General features: G+C 72.5%; 17 protein-coding genes. 9 read left to right on the top strand and 8 right to left on the bottom strand.

Features of this window, described 5'->3' with window-relative positions:
- The first annotated feature begins 110 nt into the window (after window positions 1–110).
- The 3 genes from ACWGR4_RS07790 (at window position 111) to ACWGR4_RS07780 (ending at window position 4357) form a co-directional block, all read left to right on the top strand.
- Entirely contained in the window at window positions 111–1685 is a 1575-nt protein-coding gene (locus ACWGR4_RS07790) for a glycerol-3-phosphate dehydrogenase/oxidase (protein WP_380001802.1), read from the top strand.
- A 125-nt stretch (window positions 1686–1810) separates the two neighbouring features.
- Window positions 1811–3391 (top strand): sigma-70 family RNA polymerase sigma factor, encoded by a 1581-nt coding sequence (locus ACWGR4_RS07785; protein ID WP_452128499.1) that lies wholly within the window; start codon window positions 1811–1813, stop codon window positions 3389–3391.
- A gap of 123 nt (window positions 3392–3514) precedes the next feature.
- Window positions 3515–4357: a CAP domain-containing protein gene (locus ACWGR4_RS07780; RefSeq protein ID WP_452128500.1), complete on the top strand. Its 843-nt coding sequence runs from the start codon at window positions 3515–3517 to the stop codon at window positions 4355–4357.
- A 34-nt stretch (window positions 4358–4391) separates the two neighbouring features.
- On the opposite strand, the gene ACWGR4_RS07775 is transcribed toward ACWGR4_RS07780, so the two are convergent.
- Complete coding sequence (locus ACWGR4_RS07775) at window positions 4392–5003, bottom strand: TetR/AcrR family transcriptional regulator (protein WP_452128501.1); 612 nt, start codon at window positions 5001–5003, stop codon at window positions 4392–4394.
- A gap of 92 nt (window positions 5004–5095) precedes the next feature.
- Between ACWGR4_RS07775 and ACWGR4_RS07770 the strand changes: the two genes are divergently transcribed.
- The 3 genes from ACWGR4_RS07770 to ACWGR4_RS07760 all read left to right on the top strand — a co-directional run bounded on the left by ACWGR4_RS07770 (window position 5096) and on the right by ACWGR4_RS07760 (window position 7710).
- On the top strand, window positions 5096–6337 hold the full coding sequence (locus ACWGR4_RS07770; RefSeq protein ID WP_452128502.1) for an MFS transporter: 1242 nt from the start codon (window positions 5096–5098) through the stop codon (window positions 6335–6337).
- Window positions 6338–6417: 80 nt separating this feature from the next.
- Window positions 6418–6606, top strand: coding sequence for a DUF1059 domain-containing protein (locus ACWGR4_RS07765; RefSeq protein WP_380001792.1), 189 nt, complete (start codon window positions 6418–6420; stop codon window positions 6604–6606).
- Between the two features lie 60 nt (window positions 6607–6666).
- Window positions 6667–7710: a PHP domain-containing protein gene (locus ACWGR4_RS07760; RefSeq protein WP_452128503.1), complete on the top strand. Its 1044-nt coding sequence runs from the start codon at window positions 6667–6669 to the stop codon at window positions 7708–7710.
- A 4-nt stretch (window positions 7711–7714) separates the two neighbouring features.
- Here ACWGR4_RS07760 and ACWGR4_RS07755 read toward each other — a convergent pair whose 3' ends face one another.
- Both ACWGR4_RS07755 and ligD read right to left on the bottom strand, forming a co-directional pair.
- Window positions 7715–8296 (bottom strand): DoxX family protein, encoded by a 582-nt coding sequence (locus tag ACWGR4_RS07755; RefSeq protein WP_380001788.1) that lies wholly within the window; start codon window positions 8294–8296, stop codon window positions 7715–7717.
- 93 nt (window positions 8297–8389) lie between these two features.
- Window positions 8390–9397: a non-homologous end-joining DNA ligase gene (gene ligD / locus ACWGR4_RS07750; protein ID WP_380001787.1), complete on the bottom strand. Its 1008-nt coding sequence runs from the start codon at window positions 9395–9397 to the stop codon at window positions 8390–8392.
- Window positions 9398–9519: 122 nt separating this feature from the next.
- Between ligD and ACWGR4_RS07745 the strand changes: the two genes are divergently transcribed.
- Window positions 9520–10584 (top strand): ATP-dependent DNA ligase, encoded by a 1065-nt coding sequence (locus tag ACWGR4_RS07745; RefSeq protein ID WP_380001785.1) that lies wholly within the window; start codon window positions 9520–9522, stop codon window positions 10582–10584.
- 24 nt (window positions 10585–10608) lie between these two features.
- On the opposite strand, the gene ACWGR4_RS07740 is transcribed toward ACWGR4_RS07745, so the two are convergent.
- On the bottom strand, window positions 10609–13329 hold the full coding sequence (locus tag ACWGR4_RS07740) for an AAA family ATPase (protein WP_452128504.1): 2721 nt from the start codon (window positions 13327–13329) through the stop codon (window positions 10609–10611).
- Window positions 13330–13558: 229 nt separating this feature from the next.
- Between ACWGR4_RS07740 and ACWGR4_RS07735 the strand changes: the two genes are divergently transcribed.
- Entirely contained in the window at window positions 13559–14155 is a 597-nt protein-coding gene (locus ACWGR4_RS07735) for a hypothetical protein (protein WP_380001781.1), read from the top strand.
- Between the two features lie 12 nt (window positions 14156–14167).
- Entirely contained in the window at window positions 14168–14821 is a 654-nt protein-coding gene (locus ACWGR4_RS07730) for a hypothetical protein (RefSeq protein ID WP_380001779.1), read from the top strand.
- 60 nt (window positions 14822–14881) lie between these two features.
- Here the strand turns inward: ACWGR4_RS07730 and ACWGR4_RS07725 are convergent, their stop codons facing one another.
- The 4 genes from ACWGR4_RS07725 to ACWGR4_RS07710 are packed head-to-tail and all read right to left on the bottom strand — an operon-like array spanning window position 14882 to window position 19613.
- Complete coding sequence (locus tag ACWGR4_RS07725; protein ID WP_380001777.1) at window positions 14882–16495, bottom strand: amylo-alpha-1,6-glucosidase; 1614 nt, start codon at window positions 16493–16495, stop codon at window positions 14882–14884.
- Window position 16496: 1 nt separating this feature from the next.
- Window positions 16497–17336, bottom strand: a complete 840-nt coding sequence (locus ACWGR4_RS07720; protein ID WP_452128507.1) for a carbohydrate ABC transporter permease — start codon at window positions 17334–17336, stop codon at window positions 16497–16499.
- Window positions 17337–17351: 15 nt separating this feature from the next.
- Window positions 17352–18314: a carbohydrate ABC transporter permease gene (locus ACWGR4_RS07715; protein WP_078973998.1), complete on the bottom strand. Its 963-nt coding sequence runs from the start codon at window positions 18312–18314 to the stop codon at window positions 17352–17354.
- A gap of 12 nt (window positions 18315–18326) precedes the next feature.
- Entirely contained in the window at window positions 18327–19613 is a 1287-nt protein-coding gene (locus tag ACWGR4_RS07710; protein WP_380001772.1) for an ABC transporter substrate-binding protein, read from the bottom strand.
- Between the last annotated feature and the right edge of the window lie 53 nt (window positions 19614–19666).

Raw genomic sequence — 19666 nt, 5'->3', positions numbered from 1 at the left:
GTGGCCGGAAAACTGTCGTTCATCGTTCGACAATGCCGACCGCATAGGTTGGGTTCGGGACTCGTCCCGCCCGCACCGTAGTAGCCGGCCGAGTGGAAATGAGACGCGTGATGAGCACCGCCACGGATCCGACCGTTCCCGCACGCGCCCACAGCCGGGCCGAACTCTCGCGCGGCACCCACGACCTACTCGTCATCGGCGGCGGCATCCTCGGCACGGCGGTGGCCTGGACCGCGGCCCAGACCGGCCTGCGGGTGGCCATGGTCGACGCCGGCGACTTCGCCGGCGCCACCTCGTCCGCGTCCTCCAAACTGGTCCACGGCGGCCTGCGCTACCTCCAGACCGGCAACCTCAAGCTGGTCGCCGAGAACCACCGCGAACGCCGCACCCTGGCCCGCGACGTCGCCCCGCACCTGGTCCGCCCGCTGTCCTTCCTGGTTCCGGTCTACAAGGACGGCCCGCACGGCTCGGCCAAACTCGGCGCCGGCGTCTTCCTCTACTCGGCCCTGTCCGCGTTCGGCGACGGCATGGGCAAGGTGATCGGCCCCGACAACGCGCTCGAACTCGTCCCGGCCCTGCGCAAGGAGGGCCTGCGCCGCGCCGCGGTGTACGGCGACCACCAGATGAACGACAGCCGGGTCGCGGTGACCACGGTGCGCGCCGCGGTCGAGGCGGGCGCGGTGGTGCTCAACCACGCCGAGGTGGTCGCCCTGCGCAAGGACGCCGGCGGCCGGGTCACCGGCGCCGAACTGCGCGACCGCCTCGACGGCGCCGAATTCGGGGTGAACGCGCGCGTTGTGCTCAACGCCACCGGCCCGTGGGTGGACCACCTGCGCCGGATGGAGGACCCGGCCGCCGAGCCGAGCATCCGACTTTCCAAGGGCGTACACCTCGTCCTGCGCCAACAGCAGCCGTGGCGCGCGGCGTTGACCATCCCGATCGACAAGTACCGGGTGTCCTTCGCCATCCCGTGGGAGGAGCACCTGCTGCTCGGCACCACCGACGAGGCGTACGAGGGCGACCCCGGCAAGGTCTCGCCGACCGAGGCCGACATCGCGCAGATCCTGGACGAGGCGGGCAACGCCGTCGACCCGGACCAACTGCGCCGCGAGGACATCACCTACGCCTTCGCCGGCCTGCGGGTACTGCCGGGCGGGGCCGGCGCCACCAGCGAGGCCAAGCGCGAGACGGTGGTCAGCGAGGGGCGCGGCGGCATGTTGTCGGTGGCGGGCGGCAAGTGGACCACCTACCGGCACATCGGCCGCACCGTCATGGACAAGCTGGCCAAGGCCGGCGTGGTGGCACTGGAGCAGGACATGGCCACCCCGCTGCGCCGGGTGGCGCTGCCGGGTTCGGCCAACCCCGAGGCGGTGGCCCACCGGCTGCTCGGCGAGGCCACCGCGGAGGACGGCGTCGACCCGGCGGTGGCCCGACACCTGGCCTCGCACTACGGCAACCTGGCCTACGACCTGGCCGCGATGGTGCGCGCCGACCGCTCGCTCGGCGAGCGCATCCACCCCGACGGGCCGGACATCTGGGCCCAGGCCGCCTACGCCCGCGACCACGAGTGGGCGATGACGGTGGACGACGTGCTGCGCCGGCGGACCACGGTGACCATCCGCGGCCTGGACACCCCCGAGGTGCGGGCCCGGGTCGAGGACCTGCTGGCGGCCAAGCCACACTGATCCGCGTCACCTTCCTCGGAACTCGTCCGGCGATTTCCGTTATCCGCGTCGATCCTCGGCATCTCCCTGGTGGGGATGGACGGGAGTGGGCCCGTCACGCCGGTCGAGAAAGCGGAAGTGGCTACGTGGAGATCGAGCACGACACCGCCCTGGTCGTCGCCGCCCGGGGCGGTGACCTGCGCGCCCGGGACGAACTGGTCGCGGCCTGGCTGCCGTTGATCTACAACATCGTCGGCCGGGCCCTCGACGGGCACGCGGACGTCGACGACGTGGTGCAGGAGACCATGGTCGACGCGCTCACCGGCCTCGGCGGGCTGCGCGACCCCGAGCGTTTCCGGTCCTGGCTGGTGGCCATCGCGATCAACCGGATCCGCCGCCGGCACGCCCGCCGAGCGTTCACCGCCCCGCTGGACGAAGTGGCCGGACACGCCGACCCCGGCTCCGACTTCGCGAACCTGACAATCCTGCGGCTGGGCCTGTCCGGCCAGCGTCGCGATGTGGCGACCGCGACCGGGTGGCTGGACCCGGACACCCGCGAACTGCTCGCGCTGTGGTGGCTGGAGGCGGCCGGTACGCTCACCCGGGCCGAACTCGCCGCCGCCCTGGACCTGCCCGCCACGCACGCGGCGGTCCGGGTACAGCGAATGAAGGAGCAGCTGGAGGCGGCCCGGGTGGTGGTCCGCGCGCTGGCCGCCACACCGCGCTGCACGGAGCTGTCCGCGCTGCTCGCCGACTGGAACGGAGGCCCGACCCCCCTGTGGCGCAAGCGCATCACCCGCCACGCCCGCACGTGCCGGACCTGCGGCGACCACCGCCGCGGCCTCGCCCCGGTCGAGGGCCTACTCGCGGGCCTGGCCCTGCTGCCGCCGACGGTAACGCTGTGGCACCTGTGCACGGGGGCGGGGACGGCCACGGCGACTGCCGGGGCGATGGGCCCGGCGGGGGCTGCGAGTTCGGGCGGCGCGGCGGGCTCGGGCGGTGCCACGGACCCGGGCGGCGCTTCCAGTGCCGGCACCGGGCCCGATGGCGGGGTGGCCGCCCACGCCGACCTTCGGCCGGCTCGTCGGCTCCGGCATACCGCCACGATCGCCGCCGTCGCGCTCGTCCTCGTCGTACTGGCCGCCGTCGTCCTCCTCGACCGACCCCATCACGACACACCGGCCCGGGGCGCGGCCGGCCCGACACCGGTCGCCGCGACGCCGCCCCCGCCGCCCTCACCGCTGCCGGCCACGACCCCACCCCCGTCGCCGAGCACCGAGCCGTCCGCCGCAACCACACCGCCGCCCACGACCCGCTCGACCGCCCCCGTCGACACCCGCGCCCGGCTCGAACGCGCCGTCGTCGACCTGGTGAACGCCGCGCGCGCCGAGCACGGCTGCGCCCCGGTGCGAGTCGACGACCGCCTCCGTACCGCCGCCCGCAAACACTCCGACGACATGGCGGCCCGACGCTTCTACGACCACGTCAACCCCGACGGAGTGCACGCCGACGCCCGGATCACCGCCGCCGGATACCGGTGGCGGCTGTGGGGCGAGAACCTGAATCGGGGCCGACCCGACGCCGCACACGTCGTCGACGAGTGGCTGGGCAGCCCGGTGCACCGGGCGAACATCCTCGATTGCGGTTTCACCGACCTCGGCGTCGGCGTCACGGTCGGCCCCGGCGGCACGACCTTCTGGACACAACTCTTCGCGGCACCGGCCTGATCGGCGACCGGCCGGAAAAATCCCGCGCCGATTTCCGTTATCCCCGCGCCCGCCCCGGCTCTCCCAGGTGTCACCGGCGTTCCGGCCGGTCGACGAGCCGTAGCCTCCGAGGAGCCACCCAGCGTGCAGCACCCCAAGCACTCGCAGCACCCCATGCACCCGAAGCACTCCACGCACCGCAAGCGCCCCGCACACCGCCACCGCCGAGCCGTCACCACGGCCGTGGCCGCCGCCCTGGCCGCGCTCGTCGTGGCCGGCTGCGGATCCGCCGAACACCACGACGGCGCAAGCCGATCGGCCGCCCCGAGCGCCACCGTCCCGGCCGCCGACCCCACCGCATCGGCAACGCCCTCCGCGACGACCCCACCCTCGACCGGCAACCCGACCCCCTCCGGCGGCACCAACCCGAGCAGCACCGCCCCGTCGACCCGCAAGCCCGCCCCGTCCACCACCACGAGTCGCCCCGGCACCGACGCCAAGTCCGGGACCGGAGCCGGCACTCGCCCCACCACCGCGTCCGCCGCCGATGGCCCGCCCGGAGCCAACCCCACCGTGCGCGGCAACCACCCGCCCTCGCAGTCGATCACCGATGCCGAGGCCATGTCGCTGGAACTGCTCAACGCCGAACGGGCGAAGGTCGGCCTGCCGCCGCTGCGGGCGAGCGCCGACCTGAGCGCCTTCGCCCGCACCTGGGCCGCGCACATGCGCCGCAACGGCTTCGCCCACTCCGGCCGCGAGGCCGACGCGCTGGTCACCGGCCGGCGTACCGGGGTGGCCGAGAACATCGTGATGTGGGGCGACCCGGCCCTGACCGCCCGCCAGGCCGCCGAGAAGTTCCAGGACATGTGGCGGCACAGCCCGGGTCACTACCGCAACCAGACCGACCCCTCCCACACGGAGGCGGGTATCGGCGTATTCCACGACGAGAGCGGCTGGTGGGGCGTGCACGAGTTCGCCAACGGCTGAGGCCCCGACCCGCCGAGGCACGACCGCCCCCGTCTCACCCCGCCGCGGCGCCATCCGGCCGGAAGTCCGGGTGGTCGAGGAGGTCGGCCGCCAGCGCCCGCGCATACGCCTCGTCCGTGTCCGGGATCGAGAAGACCACCCGGAAGTACAGCGGGGCGATGATGCGATCGATGACCTGCTGCCGAGTGGGGACCACCCGGCCCCGCTCGGCCGCCTTCGCCAGCAACGCGTCGATCCGCACGGCGCACCGGTCCAGGCACCTCGCCAGCCCGGCCCGCCGGTCGTCGGGGTCCGGCGCCACCTCGGCCCGGAAGAACGCGATGCCGCCCGGCCGGGAGAAGTCGACCAGCGCCCACGCTGCGTAGCCGGCCAGGTCCTCGTCCAGCGCGCCGGTGGGCTCGGGCGGCCGGTCGGTGTCGTGCCGGACCAGCGCCACGTCCGCCAACAGCCCGGCCACCGTGCCCCAACGCCGGTACACGGTGGTCGGGTTGACCCCCGCCCGAGCCGCGACGGCGGGCATGGTCACCCGATCGGCGCCGAGTTCGCAGACCAGTTCGGTGGCCGCCCGATGCACCGCGGCCTGCACCCGGGCGCTGCGACCGCCCGGTCGGCTGGGACCGGGTACCCGGTCCGGGGCTGCGTTCATGCGGGTCATCTTAATGCAAAGAACTTTGCTATAGGGCTATCTCTGCGCTTAGTCTCACCCTAAAGCCAAGTCTTTTGCTTTAGGGGACACTCGTGACAACCGCCGCACCCGCGACCCGGTCGCACCCGCAGACCGCTCCGACATCCGGGCGAATATCCCGCCGCGCCGCGTTCTGGACACTCGCCGGGATCCTGTTCGCCTTCATGTGCGCGGCGGCGGCCCCATCCCCGCTCTACGTCGTCTACCAAGCCCGATGGCACTTCTCCGCGACCACCCTGACCGTGGTCTTCGCGCTCTACGCACTGGCGCTGCTGATCGCGCTGATGGTGGTCGGGGCGCTCTCCGACCACGTCGGCCGCCGCCCGGTGCTGATCGCCGCGCTCGCCGCCGAGGCCGTCGCGATGGCGCTGTTCGTGGTCGCCGACGGAGTCCCGTGGCTGCTGGCCGCCCGTGCGGTACAGGGCCTCGCCACCGGCGCGGCCACCGGTGCGATCAGCGCCGGCGTGATGGACCTCCAGTCCGGCCGCCGCCCGGGCCTGGCCACCCTGGTCAACAGCGCGGGCCCCGGCATCGGGCTCGGCGCCGGCGCCCTCGGCTCGGGCCTGCTGGTGGAGTACGCCCCCGCGCCCCGCACGCTGGTCTTCGTCATCCTCGGCGTGCTGTTCCTGATCGGCATCGCCGCCGTCGCGGTGATGCCGGAGACCGCCCGGCCGCACCCCGGCGCGCTCGCCTCGCTGCGCCCCCGGGTCGGCGTCCCGTCCGGCACCCGGGGCCGATTCCTGGCCGTCGTCCCGACCCTGGTCGCCACCTGGGCCGTCGCCGGCCTGTACCTGTCCCTCGGCCCGTCGCTGGCGGCCGGCATCCTCGGCGTGCGCAGCCACCTGATCGGCGGCCTCGTCGTCTTCGCCCTGATGATCGCGACCGCGGCCGCCTCGATCGTGCTCGGCGGTCGCAGGTCGCCCGTCCTGATGGCCGGCGGCTCGCCGACCCTGGCACTGGGCCTCGGGGTCACCCTGATCGCCCTGCACGCCGGCTCCGTCCCGCTGTTCTTCGTCGGCACCGTGATCGCGGGCATCGGCTTCGGCAGCGCCTTCCTCGGCGCGTTCGGCATCCTCGCCACACTGGCCGAACCGAGCCGCCGGGCCGAGTTGTTCGCCACCGTGTACACGGTCAACTACCTGGCCTTCAGCCTCCCCGCCGTGGCCGCCGGCATGGCGGTGTCCCCGATCGGCCTGAGCCGCACCGCCGACATCTACGCGATCGCCGTGATCGTGATCGCCCTGGCCTCCGCACTTGGCGCGATCATGACCCGAAAAGCCGACAAAACGTCCTAAAATTGGACCATGGCCTCGCGCCGTCGTGCCCGGGGCCATGGCCCTCGGAAACTCGGGGACGAGCCGTCCTGGAGGACATCATGCGCAAGGTCGTCGACTGCCGGGACTTCCCCAGCGAAACGAATTGCAGCCTCACCATCGCCGGCACCGAGGACGAGGTCGTCGTGGCCGCCGCCCAGCACGCCCAGACGGTGCACGGCCACACCGACAACCCCGAACTCCGCGAAGAAATCCGCAAGTCCCTCAAGGACGAGGAACCCGGCCGCTGACCGTACGCCGGAAAGGCATTCCGCCGGTTTACCGCCGCCCCGCGCGGCCACAGTCCACGCATGCCCCGACACGACAGCACCCCGTCCGCGCCGGACCCCGTGACCGCGCTGGACCGCATCGCCTTCCTGCTCGAACGCGACCAGGCGCCCACGTACCGGGTCAAGGCGTTCCGCACCGCGTCCGCCGTGATCGCCGGACTCGATCCGGCGGAGCTGCGCACCCGGGTCGCCCGGCACACGCTGGGCGAGCTGAAGGGCATCGGCCCCAAGACGGCGGATGTGATCGAGCAGGCGCAGGCCGGCCGGGTCCCGGGCTATCTCGCCGACCTGGAGGCCCGTCCGTCGCCGCTGCCCACCACCGGCGCCGCGCTGCTCGCCGCGCAGCGCGGCGACTGCCACATGCACTCGGACTGGTCCGACGGCGGCAGCCCGATCGACGTGATGGCCCGAACCGCCCGGGACCTGGGCCACGAGTGGACCGTGCTCACCGACCACTCCCCCCGGCTGACCGTGGCCCGGGGGCTGACCGCCGACCGGCTGCGCGCGCAGCTCGACGTGGTCGCCGAACTCGCCGCCGAACTGGCCCCGTTCCGCCTGCTCACCGGCATCGAGTGCGACATCCTCGACGACGGCTCGCTGGACCAGGAGCCCGAACTCCTGGCCCGCCTCGACGTGGTCGTCGCCTCGGTGCACTCCAAACTGCGCATGGACGCCCCGGCGATGACCCACCGCCTGCTGACCGCCGTGCGCAACCCCCGGGTGAACGTGCTCGGGCACTGTACGGGCCGACTCATCCAGGGCAAGGGCCGCCCGGAGTCCACCTTCGACGCCGAGGCGGTGTTCGCGGCCTGCGCCGAGTCGGACACCGCCGTGGAGATCAACTGCCGCCCCGAACGCCGGGACCCCCCGACCCGGCTGATCCGGCGCGCACTGGCCGCGGACGTGTACTTCTCCATCGACACCGACGCACACGCCCCCGGCCAACTCGACTGGCAGGCGCACGGCTGCGCGCGGGCCGAGGAGTGCGAAGTACCGGCGGAACGGGTGATCACCACATGGCCGGTGGACCGACTGCTCGCCTGGACGCGCCCGGCGGGGGACTGACCCGCTACTCCCCCGCGTCGGAACCCGAATCCGCGTCGCCCCGCTCCCGCGCGGCCACCTGGCGCCGCCCGATCACCGCGGCCGCCGCCGCGGCGCTGCCGGTGAACGCGAGGCCCACCACCCACGGCCGGTCCAGCACGTGGCAGGTCGCGTGGTCGATCGAGAACCGCCCGGGCCCGGCGAGCCCGATCCCGGCCGCGACGAAGCCCAGGAAGGCCGGGTACTCGAAGCCGCCCGATTGGGCGAAGAACCCAGCGGGCGCATGCACCGAGACCGCGCCGGCCATCGCGCCGGCCGCCGCCGCCCCGGCCGCCGGGGTGGCCAGGCCGAGCGCAAGCAGTACACCGCCGCCGGCCTCGCCCAGCCCGGCCGCCAGTGCGCTCTGCCGACCCGGGCGAAAGCCCATGCTTTCCATCGCCGAGCTGGTGCCGCTCAGACCGTGACCGCCGAACCAGCCGAACAACTTCTGCGAGCCGTGCGCGAACAGGACACCGCCGGTGCCGACGCGCAGCGCCAGCAGACCTACGTCCTTGCGAACCGACAGCCGGGTACGCCTCACCAGCCGAATGGGGAGCGACAACAACATGGGAGGGGCCTTCCTGGGTGTGGGTCCCCTCAGTGTCGGCTCGCCGCCGACACCCCCGCCTGCGGTGCTGCGCCGTCGGGGGGACGGGCGGCGTCAGTGTTCGCGGGCCCGGCTGGGCTGTACTCGGGGCGGTTCGCCCGGCATCTTGGGGTGGTCCGGCGGGTACGGCAGGTCGCCGACGCCGTGGTCCCGGGACTGGCGGTCGGCCAACTCGAGGGCCGGGCGCAGGTCGAAGGCGTGCTCCGCCATGTCCGCGTGCACGTCGCCGAGCCGGGCGTAGCGCGCCGGCATGCTGCCCAGGTCGAAGTCGTCGGGGTGCGCGTCGTCCACCTCGTCCCAGGTCAGCGGCGCGGAGACGGTCGCGCGGACGGTGGGGCGGGGCGAGTAGGCGGCGGCGATGGTGCGGTCGCGGGCCATCTGGTTGTAGTCGACGAAGATGCGCTCGCCGCGCTCCTCCTTCCACCAGGCGGTGGTCACCCGGTCGGGCATCCGCGCCTCCAGCTCGCGGGCCAGCGCGATCACCGCGCGCCGTACCTCGGTGAACTCCCAGTCGGGGCGGATCGGCACGTACAGGTGCAGGCCGCGACCGCCGGAGGTCTTCGGCCAGGCGGTGAATCCGTACTCGTCCAGCACCTCGCGCATCGCGTGCGCGGCATGGATCGCGTCGGCGAAGTCGGTGCCGGGTTGCGGGTCCAGGTCGATGCGCAGTTCGTCGGGGTGTTCGGTGTCGGTGCGGCGGACCGGCCAGGGGTGGAAGGTCAGGGTGCCGAGGTTGGCCGCCCAGACCAGCGCGGCCACGGTGTCCGGGGCCATCTCGTCGGCGAAGCGGCCGCTGGGGAAGGTGATCCGGGCGGTGGGGATCCATTCCGGCAGGTTCTTGGGCACCCGCTTTTGGAAGAACGACTCGCCGGTGACGCCGTGCACGAAGCGTTGCAGCGTGGTGGGCCGGTCGCGCAGGCCCCGGAGCATGCCGCCACCGACCGCGATCAGGTAGCGGACCAGGTCTCCCTTGGTGAATCCGCGCTCGGGGTAGTAGACCTTGTCGACACTGCTCACCCGGACGGATCTGCCGTCGATCTCGAATTCCTCGGCCTCGCTCATGCCTCAGGGTAGGCGGATTCATACAATTTCGTCCCATTTGATGCCGCCCCGTTTAGCCATGGTTTGTCTCTGCACGGCCGCTGCGGAGGCGACCGCTCCGGGCCCCGCGCACACTGGGCCGCATGCGCCTTCCCGTGATGCCCCCGGTCAAGCCGATGCTCGCCAAGGCCGCCGCGCGGATTCCCCCCGGCCTGCACTACGAGGCCAAGTGGGACGGGTTCCGGGCGATCGTCTTCCGGGACGGCGACGAGGTGCTGATCGGCAGCCGCAACACCAAGCCGCTGGATCGTTACTTCCCCGACGTGGTCGAGGCGGCGCTGCGGCTGCTCCCGCCGCGCTGCGTACTGGACGGGGAGCTGGTCATCGCGTTGGACGGGCGGCTCGACTTCGATCGGCTCCAGGACCGGATCCATCCGGCCTCCTCGCGCGTTCGGCATCTGGCCGAGACCACGCCGGCCTCCTTCGTGGCGTTCGACCTGCTGGCGCTCGGCGACGAGTCGTATCTGGCCCGCCCGCTGACCGAACGGCGGGCCGCGTTGGAGGCGGCGCTGGCCGACGCGGTGCCGCCGATCCACGTCGCGCCGGCCACCACCGACCCGGCCGTGGCGCGGGACTGGTTCGACCGCTTCGAGGGCGCCGGGCTGGACGGGATCGTGGCCAAGGACCCGGCCGGTCCGTACCTGCCCGACGAGCGGGCGATGGTCAAGATCAAGCACGAGCGCACCGCGGACTGCGTGGTGGCCGGATACCGCGAGCACAAGTCGGGTCCGGTGGTCGGTTCGCTGCTGCTCGGGCTGTACGACGACCGGGGTCGGCTTCAGCACGTGGGGGTGAGCGCGGCGTTCACCGCGGCCCGACGGGCCGAGCTGGTCGAGGAGTTGGCGCCGTACCGGATGACCGACCCGACCGGGCACCCGTGGGCGCACTGGGCCGAGGCCGCGGCGCACGAGGGTGACCGGTTGCCGGGCGCGATCACCCGCTGGTCGGGCGGCCGACTCTCGGACTGGGTGCCGCTGCGGCCGGAGTCGGTCTGCGAGGTGGCCTACGACCACGTCCAGGGCGACCGCTTCCGGCACACCACCCGCTTCCGCCGGTGGCGTACCGACAAGGACCCGACCGAGTGCACGTACGAACAACTCGCCGAGCCGACCCGCTACGACCTGGCCGACGTACTCGGCACCCGATAGCGCGCGTCCGGATCCCGAAGCGGCCTACCCCGCCGCCCGTTGGTCGCGGTCCTCCCGCGTGGTCGCCAGGATCGAGCGCAGGCCGTGGCGGTCCCGGACGCCCGTCTTGCGGTAGGCCCGGCCCAGCGTGTTGTCGACGGTTCGGATGGACAGGCCGCAGTGCCGGGCGATCTCCCTGCTGGTGTGCCCGTCGGCGGCCATCAGCGCGATCTGGTGTTCCCGCGCGCTGAGCGCTCCGGCGGCGGACAGGGACACCAGGCCGGGCGTCGCGGCGCCCTCGCACCGGGTCGCCAGGAGCAGGGCTCGCGCATGGGCGCGCCGCGCCGCCGCCTCCCGGTTCGGCCCGTGCGCGGCGCGCCGCAGTCGGGCGACCTCGGCCAGGCATTCGGCGGCGAGCAGTGTCGCGCCGAGCGCGGCCCAGGCGTCGGAGGCCGCGTCCAGCGCGGCGGGGTCGGCGTCGGCGATCGCGCGGGCGTGCGCGGTGCGGGCGGCCGCGTGGGCGCCCTGGGCCTCGTCGGTCATCGCGGCCAGGCGGCGCGCGGCGGCCCGGTCGCCCCAGCGGACCAGGTCGTGTTCGAGCACGCGGGCGCCGGTCGAGTCACCGCGAAGGCGGGCGGTCCCGGCGGCGTCGCGCAGGAGCACGTGGGCCTCGTCCGCGTGCCCCCGGCAGCGCTGTGCCCAGGCATGCGCACGCAGGGTGTCCCATCCGCACAGCGCGGGGTCGGCGGCGGCGACGGTGTCCGCAAGCTGCGCCGCCTCGGGCCCGACGTGGCCGGCGTACGCGTGGGCCAGCACCAGACCCGCGAGGGCGCGGTGTTCGGCGAAGCCGTGACCCTGTACATGGGCCTGGGCCCGGGCCTCGGCGAACAGCGAGGCGGCCTGCCGTACCCGGCCGCGTTCCAGCGCGATCCGGCCGTGTACCCACCCGAACCAGACGACCAGCGCCGGGACCGGTGCCCGCAGCAGCTCGTCCAGGTTCTCCGCGAGCACCCGCTCGGCGTCGTCGAGCGGGCCCGCTTCGAGCAGCGCCCAGGCGAGCAGGTAGGCGCTGCGGGCCGGATAGAACACCTCGGTGCGGTCGGTCAGTTGGCGGTGCGCGGCGTGTGCGGTGCGGGCCGTGCGGATCGCGTCCAGGGGCCGTGAGCTAGCGAGTTCGACGCGCAGCCGGGCCTGGAGGTACAGCACGAGTTCCGGCGTCGCCCGGTCCTCGGCGAGGGCGACGGCGTCGAGCGCCGCGCGGGCCTGCTCGACCCGGCCGGTGGCGCCCAGGATGATCGAGGTCCACGCGGACAGCGCGGGCGAGGGGCCGGCCCGGCGCGCGGCCTCGCGCAGCACGGCCAACGCCCGGGGCAGGTCGCCGGGGCCGTAGAAGTGCTGCACGGCGAGGGTCAGCGCGACCGAGTGCACCTCGGGCCGCCCGGCCGCGGCGAACGTCTCCTCCAGGACGGTGATGCCCTCGGCGAACGCGCCCCGCTGCCCGAGCGCTTCGCCGAGCAGCACCCCGGCCCGCGCGTTCGGCCCGTGTCGCAGGGCGGCGCGGGCCAGCCGGCACATGGTGTCCACGTCGCCCGTGCCCAGAGCCTCCTCTGCGCCGCGCAGCAGGAGTTCGGGATCGGCCGTGCCGGTGGCGGCCAACTCCCAGCGGGCCAGGTCGAGATGGTCGCCGACCCGGTGGGCCCCGTGCGCGCGGACCCGCGCGACCTGGCCCAACAGCAGTGCGCGGGCCCGCAGTCGGCCCACGCCGGCACGCAGCACGGGGCCGTGGGCGGGCTGCGCGAGGGCCAGGCGCTCGCGGCGGTCGTGCCGGCGCAGATCGAGCAGTCGCCGCTCCTCCAGGTCGGCCAACACCTCCGCCGTCGTCTCCGCCGGCACGTCGCGCAGCCCGATCGGGCCGCACAGCGCGAGCAGTTCGAGCAGGGCACGCCGATCGGGCAGCAGCCGGTCGATCCGTGCGTCGAAGGAGACTCCGTCGAGGGTGTCGGCCAGGGGCCGCTTCAGACACCAGACCCCGTATGCCGGGCCGATGCGGTCGTCGGCGATCGCGGCGCGCAATGCCTCGCGCATGTGCAACGGGTTGCCGTGGCCCGCGGTCCACAGGGCCCGGGCGGCGAGGCCGGCGATCGGGGCGTCCAGCGCGGCGGCGAGCAGGGCCCGGGCCCGCTCCGGATCCAGCGCGAGCAGCGGCAGGTGGCGCACCGCGCCGCGCCGCCACCACGCGCGCAGCGGGTCGGGCCAGTCCACGCCGTCGGGCAGCGTGGCGAGCACGAAGACCACCTCCTCCGCCAACAACAGCGCGAGCAGGGCCGAGGAGGTCGCGTCCAGCAGGTGCACGTCGTCCACGGCGACCACGGTGCGGCGTTCGCCGGCCGCTCGACGCGCGGCCAGGTGCTCGCGGACCAGCGCGAAGAAGGCACCGGGCGTCTCCGGGCGGGCTCCGCCGGGCAGCAGCGGGGTCAGCGCCGACAGGGCCACGGAGGTCGACGCACGAGTGGCCCGCACCCGTACGACGTGTCGGGCCCGGTCGGCGCGAACCGCTCTCGCGGACCCACCGAGCGTCCTCTCCCCGGTCAGGCCGGCCAGGAATTCCTCCACGAGCCGACTCCTGCCGATCCCGCCCGCGCCGGTGACCACGACGCCGACACAGTTCGACGCGCGTAGCGCCCGGTCGAGTTCGACCAGTTCCGCGTCCCGACCCACGAACGGCGGACGTGCGTGCGCCCGCGCAATCCCCGGTGCCTTCCCCATCGTGCCCCCCTGCGACGTTCCCGGCAGCATGCCAGTCCCACGCCGCTGCCACGCGGGTTCGCCGGGGCCGGGTCCGAAGCGGAGGCGCACGCACACGCGGCCCGATGGAGTACCCGAGGCCGCGGAATGGAGTAGTGGGCCACTCTGTGCCGCCCCGCCGGGCCGGGGGAAGAGTGGGCCGCGCAACGGGCGGGCCGAGGGGACGGTCCGCCCCCGGAGGGGGGACACGATGGTGAACACGAGGCGGTTGCGCCGCCGACTGGCGCCGCTGGCACTGATCACCGTGCTCGCGGCAGGCACGGTCACGGTGGGCACGGCGTCGGCGGAGCGTTGCCAGGACTGCGAGCCGGGCGGTGGCGGTGGTGGGGGCGGCACCGGCGGTGGCACCGGCGGCGGAGGTACCGGAGGCGGCACCGGCTCGAACGTACCCACGCGGCACGTCAAGCTGACCGGCTCCGTCGCGATGAAGGACGCCGAGGGCATGTTCAACGACGACAAGTTCTGCTCCGACGCCTTCACCTACGAACTGGCCGCCCCGATCGGACAGTGGACGGTGAGCCGGCGGGACAGCTTCTGCGGCGGCGAGGTGCGGGTGGAGACCTACATGGACGTCTTCCCGGCGACCGACGGCACGATGCAGGCCGTGCTGCGGGTCAAGTTGTTCGAGGGGACGGACTACCAGACCCGGGATCTCGACGGCGAGGGCAGCGCGATCCTGCCGACCCTCGCCGCGGGCGCTTCCGCCGCCACGCAGGTCTCGGTACTCAGCGACGAGGCGGGGGCGAGCGACTACGGCAGCTCCTCCGTCACCTTCACCAACGCATAGGGGGTCGAACACATGCGGAACACGCTGTGGCGCCGCACGCGCAGGGCGGCGACACTCGCCGCGAGCACCACGCTGGTCCTCGGCGCACTCACCGTCGGCTCCGCGTCGGCGCAGCGGTGCGAGGACTGTGAGCCCGGCGGCGGAGGCGGCGGCACGGGCGGCGGTCCGACCACTCCGGTGGTCTATCGGCACGTCGCCCTGGAGGGCTGGTTGAACCTGTACGACCACGAGGGAGGCAACAGTTACACCCGTTGCGAGGGCAGCGGCGGCGACTACTTTTGGTACGACCTCCAGGCTCCCGTCGGGCAGTGGACCACGAGTCGGCGGGACAGTTTCTGCGGCGGCGAGGTGCGGCTGGAGACCAGGATCGCGGTCCGGCCGAACGCGGACGGCACCCTGGACTATCGCGGCGAGCAGTTGTTGTACGAGGGCACCACCACGCACAGCAACGACCTCGACGGCAAGGCGACCATCACGGAGAACACGGTGGCACCGGGAGCCACCACGGGGTTGGACGTCTCGGCGCTCAACGGCGACGAGCAGGGCCACCTGGTCTTCAACTTCGGCCAGGTCGACGACACGTTCCAGCTTTCGCTCGCCTGGGTGCACGACACGAGCGACCCCACCGACTACACGATCTCCCGCTTCCGCATCCACAACGCCTGACCGACCGGTCCCGGCCCGCCGACGGCTTCCCGCGCACGCGTGCGCGGGAAGCCGTCGGGCTCAGGTGCGGGCCAGGTCCACGAACAGGGCGCTGGACCAGCCGAAGCCGGAGGTGGCCCGGCCGGCTCGGGCACCGGTGAGTGGGTTCCAGTACTCGTACAGGCCGCCGCCCTCGGCCACCATCCGCACCGTGCGCTCGGTCAACTCGTCGGCCACGTCCGGGTATCCGGATCGGCGCAGGCCCTCGATCAGCAGGTAGTTGACGTTGAGCCAGACCGGCCCGCGCCACATCGCGTCGGGGTCGAAGTCCGGGTCGTCGAACGCGACGGTGGGCACCGGGCGTTCGCCCCAAAAGCTCGCCGAGCGCAGGTCGGCGACCAGTCGGTCGGCGATGGCGCGCGGCAGTCGGCCGGTGAGCAGCGGCAGCAGTTCCAGCGGGGTGCGGGTGGCCACCGCGCGGCCCGCCGAGACGGTACCGAAGCGCTCGCCGTCCCAGCGGCGGGCGATCAGCAACTCGGTGTGCGCGGCCGCGCGTTCGCGCCAGCCGGCGGCCTCGTCCACCCGGCCGAGCGCCTCGGCGATGTCGCCGAGGACGTCGAACTGGAGCGCCAGGTAGGAGTTCAGGTCCGGCGGTTCGGCGCGCGGGCCGTAGTCCCAGACGGGGCTGTCGTCCAGGCCGCTGGAGTACGGGTGCAGGTATTCGGCCAGGCCGTCCCCGTCGGGGTCGGAGTGGGTGAGCCACCACTGCTGGGAGCGCACGAGCGGCTCGTAGACCTCGGCCAGGAAGTCGAGGTCGGGGGCGGCCCGGTGGATCTTCCAGACCGCCCACGCGGTCAGCGGCGGCTTGGTCACCGGGACCACCTCGCCGGTCGACGCGGCGGCGGCCTCCTCCGCCCCCAGGGCGCTGCCGACGTGCTCGGCCAGCCGGGCCCGGTCGGAGCGGGGCAGGTCGGTGGTCTCGGCCAGCACCCCCTCGTCGTGCACGACGTCGGGGATCAGGCCGTCGGGGCGCTGGTGGGCGAGCAGGATCCGGATCTGGTCCCGGGCCAGTTCGGCATCGCCGTGGCGCAGCGCGATGGCGTGGAAGTACGCGTCCCAGTTCCACACCCCGACGTAGCCGAAGCGGGACGGGACCAGACCCTCGCGACCGCCCGCCTGCCCGATCGGCAGCAGGTTGATCCCGAGCGTCCACCAGGCGAGCGCCGCCCGCTCGCGCAGGTCGGCGCGCACGGCCGGCATACGCTCGAACCAGGTCGTCCACCGTGCGCGGGCCGCGCCCAGGACGGTCGGCGCGTCGGGCGCGTCCTTGCCGACCAGTACCAGCCGGCCGTCGATCGCGGCGCCGTGCGCGATGCCGTCCGCGTCGAGCCATTCGGCCCGCGCGCCGGTGCCGGTGAGCACGAGGGTGTCCGCGTCGGCGAAGGCCAGGTGTACCCCGCCCGCGAAGGTGATCCGGTCCGGCCGCGCGGCCCGGATCGGCAGCGCCGCGCCGTCCGCCGCGCGGATCCGCAGCGCGGTGAGCACGATCGTGTCGCTCAGCCGCGTCTCGTACTCGGATCGGGCCACCCACAGGTCGCCGTCGTCCGCGGCGAGCACGAGCAGTCGCGATCCCCGGTCGGTGAAGGGGCGTTCGCGCAGGTCCAGCGCCACCAGGTCGAGTAGGGGCGTGGGCATGTCAGCGTCCTCCCATGCCGGATGCCGCCATGCTGTTGATGATCTTCCGCTGGCCGATCACGAAGGCGATCAGCATCGGCACCACGGAGATCGTCGACGCGGCGAGCAGCAGGCCGTAGTCCAGTCCGCCGTGCTGGCCCTTGAACGAGGCGAGCAACATCGGAACGGTGAATTTGTCCTCCGAGTTCAGGAAGATCAGCGGGTAGATGAAGCTGTTCCAGCTGCCCAGGAAGACGATGATGCCCAGGGCCGCCATGCCCGGCTTGATGTTGGGCAGCACGATCCGGGTGAAGATCGTCCACCGGTTCGCGCCGTCGAGGCGGGCGGCCTCCTCCAGTTCGATGGGCACCGCGCGGATGAACTGGCGCATCATGAACACCGCGAACGGGTTGGCGATGGCGGGCAGGATCAGCGCCATGTGGGTGTCGATCCAACCGAAGTGCGACAACATCACGTACAGCGGCACCAGGGTGACCTGGGTGGGCACCATCTGGGTGAGCAGGAAGACCACGAACAGCGAACGCGAGAACGGGAAGTCGATCCGGCTGAACGCGTAGGCCGCCATCGAGGCGGTGAGCAGGGTGGCCACGACGGTGATCGCGGCGATGTAGAAGCTGTTCCAGTAGGCGCGCCCGAACGGCATCGCGTCCAGGGCGTCGGGGAAGTTGCTCGCCCGCCAGGGATCCGGGATCCAGGACAGCGGATCCTGGATCATCTGCCCCTCGCCCTTGAACGCGGTGAGCAACATCCAGATGAACGGGAACACCATCAGCAGCCCGCCCACGATGAGCAGGGTGTGCAATGCGACGGTGCCGATACGACGGCGGATGGCCGTGACCATCACGACCCTCCTCTCCTACGACTCGTAGTGGACGAAGCGCTTTTGCGCACGGAACTGGACGAGGGTCACCACGATCGTCATCAGCGTCAGGAGCAGGGCGGCGGCGCTGCTGGCGCCGAACTCGAACTTCTTGAAGCCCAGGTCGTAGACCTGGTACACGATCGTGCGCGCGCCCTCGTTGTGGTCGGGGTCGACGAGCACGTAGATCTGGTCGAACGCCTGGAACGAGCTGATCACCGCGACCACGAAGGAGAAGAAGATGGTCGGCGACAGCAGTGGCAGCGTCACGTGTCGGAAGATGCGCAGCGGGCCCGCGCCGTCGATCCGGGCCACCTCGGTCAGGTGTGCCGGGATGGACTGGAGACCGGCCAGGAAGATCACCACGTTCAGCCCGAGCGAGGACCAGATGGTCACCGCCGCGATCGCGACCATCACCCAGTCGGGGTCGTTGAGCCAGTCGGGCAGGGTGATCCCGAACCAGTCGTGCACGGTGTTGTTGAGCATGCCCAGGTCGCCGCTGGCGAGGAGCATCTGCCAGATCACCGCGACCGCCACCGAACTGGTGACCACGGGCAGGAAGTAGACCACCCGGTAGAAGGTCTTGCCGCGCACGTTGTTCAGCGCCATCGCGATCAACAACGCCAGGGCCAGGCCCACGGGCACCGTGATCAGGCCCAGGGTCAGCGTGTTCAGGACCGCGTCGCGGAAGGTGGGGTCGGACAGCTGGGTCTGGAAGTTGTCGAAGCCGACCCAGGACTTCTCACCCAGGCCGTCCCACTTCATGAACGCCAGCACGACCGCGAAGCCGAGCGGGATCAGGGTGAACAGCAGCAGGAAGGCCAGTTGCGGCCCGAGGAAGAGGGCGGCCCACCACCGTTCCCGGCGCCGCCGGCCCCGAAGGGACCGGCGGCGCTCGGAGGTTTCCTCGGTGGTCGGGCGCCGTGTGTCGGTCGTGCGGCTGAGCGTGGACGTGGTCACGGCGGCCCCCGGTCAGTGCAGTTTGGCGGAGACGAGCGAGCCGAGTTCGTTCATCGCCTGGTCGAAGCCGATCTTGCCGGTCCACAACTTCAGCAGGTGCTCGTTGATGTCGGCGGTCAGCGCGGGCACGCCGGCCTCCTCCGGGTAGTTGGCGAAACCGCCGTCGCGGGCGTCGATGAAGGTCTGCGCGTGCGCCGGGTAGCCCTCCATCACCACGCTGTCCGCGCCCTTGACCGAGGGCACCGCGTTGCCGCCGCCCTTCAGGCGCAGCAGTTGGCCGTCCTTGGAGACGAACTCGGACATGAACGTCCAGGCGGCCTGCGCCTTCTTGGTGTCCTTGTTCATCGCGAGGAAGGACGTGCCCACCGTCTGCGGCATCAGCACGCCGGTCTGCGACGGGAACGGCACGATGTCGTAGTTGTCCTGCTGGCCCTTCTTGACCGTGTCGATCATCCACCGGCCGCCCGCGGCGAAGCCGACCTTGTGCTTGATGAACTGCACGTCGGAGCCGTTGCCCTCGGGCAGGAGGTCGGCGACCAGGAACGTCTTGTCCTGGTAGCCGTCGGCCAGCGTCTTCAATGCCTCACGCGACTTGGGGTCGGTGTTGCCGACGAACTTGCCGCCGTCGTACACCTTGCCGCCGAAGCCGTTGATCATGCTGTAGGTCGAGCCGTACCAGTTGTAGAAGACCGAGCCGGCCTTGTCGGCGGCCTTCAACTTGCGGTTCATGTCCAGGAACGTGGCCATCGTCCACTTGCCCTGGGCGTTCAGCGCGGCCGGGTCGTCGGTGATCCCGGCGTCCTTGAGCGTCTGCTTGTCGTACCAGAGCACCTCGGGGTTGGCGTCGTTGGGAATGCCGTAGATCTGGCCGTCCTTCTTGGCGCCGCCGTACAGGCCGTCGAAGAACTCCTCGGGCTTGGCCTTGCTGTCGGGGGCGGCCATCTTGTCGTTGAGCGGGGCGAGCACCCCGGCGGAGACGAATTTCCCGGCGAAGTCGTCGCCTATGTAGAAGACGTCGGGCGCGGTCTTGGAGGAGAGCTGGGTGAGCAGCTTGGCGTGGTAGTCGCTGTAGGACGGCACCGCCTGGAGCTTCAGGTTGATGTCGGGGTGCCGCTTGCCGAAGTCCTTCTCGAATGCCTTGAACCGGGCGAGCTCTTCCGGGTTGCCCCAGGTCGACCAGGTGATGGTGGTCTTGGAGCCGGAACCGGAACCGCTGCTGCCGCCACAACCGCTGGTGGCGACGAGCGCGGCGCCGGCGGCCAGCACGGCCACGGTCTTCGCGGCGCGGGAGATTGACACGATGTGCCTCCGGGGGGATGAGTGCGGGACGTGCACGTGCGGGGAAGGGGCCC

The sequence above is a fragment of the Embleya sp. NPDC055664 genome (assembly GCF_053618075.1).
Note: the sequence above shows the minus strand (reverse complement) of the source record. Positions and strands in the feature narration are given on the sequence as shown.

Excerpts from the sequence above, each read along its gene's own strand:
- ACWGR4_RS07790 (WP_380001802.1), top strand. The coding sequence starts at position 111 with ATGAGCACCGCCACGGATCCGACCGTTCCCGCACGCGCCCACAGCCGG.
- ACWGR4_RS07775 (WP_452128501.1), bottom strand. The coding sequence starts at position 5,003 with ATGAACGCAGCCCCGGACCGGGTACCCGGTCCCAGCCGACCGGGCGGT.
- ACWGR4_RS07765 (WP_380001792.1), top strand. The coding sequence starts at position 6,418 with ATGCGCAAGGTCGTCGACTGCCGGGACTTCCCCAGCGAAACGAATTGC.
- ACWGR4_RS07760 (WP_452128503.1), top strand. The coding sequence starts at position 6,667 with ATGCCCCGACACGACAGCACCCCGTCCGCGCCGGACCCCGTGACCGCG.
- ACWGR4_RS07755 (WP_380001788.1), bottom strand. The coding sequence starts at position 8,296 with ATGTTGTTGTCGCTCCCCATTCGGCTGGTGAGGCGTACCCGGCTGTCG.
- ligD (WP_380001787.1), bottom strand. The coding sequence starts at position 9,397 with ATGAGCGAGGCCGAGGAATTCGAGATCGACGGCAGATCCGTCCGGGTG.
- ACWGR4_RS07745 (WP_380001785.1), top strand. The coding sequence starts at position 9,520 with ATGCGCCTTCCCGTGATGCCCCCGGTCAAGCCGATGCTCGCCAAGGCC.
- ACWGR4_RS07740 (WP_452128504.1), bottom strand. The coding sequence starts at position 13,329 with ATGGGGAAGGCACCGGGGATTGCGCGGGCGCACGCACGTCCGCCGTTC.
- ACWGR4_RS07735 (WP_380001781.1), top strand. The coding sequence starts at position 13,559 with ATGGTGAACACGAGGCGGTTGCGCCGCCGACTGGCGCCGCTGGCACTG.
- ACWGR4_RS07730 (WP_380001779.1), top strand. The coding sequence starts at position 14,168 with ATGCGGAACACGCTGTGGCGCCGCACGCGCAGGGCGGCGACACTCGCC.
- ACWGR4_RS07725 (WP_380001777.1), bottom strand. The coding sequence starts at position 16,495 with ATGCCCACGCCCCTACTCGACCTGGTGGCGCTGGACCTGCGCGAACGC.
- ACWGR4_RS07720 (WP_452128507.1), bottom strand. The coding sequence starts at position 17,336 with ATGGTCACGGCCATCCGCCGTCGTATCGGCACCGTCGCATTGCACACC.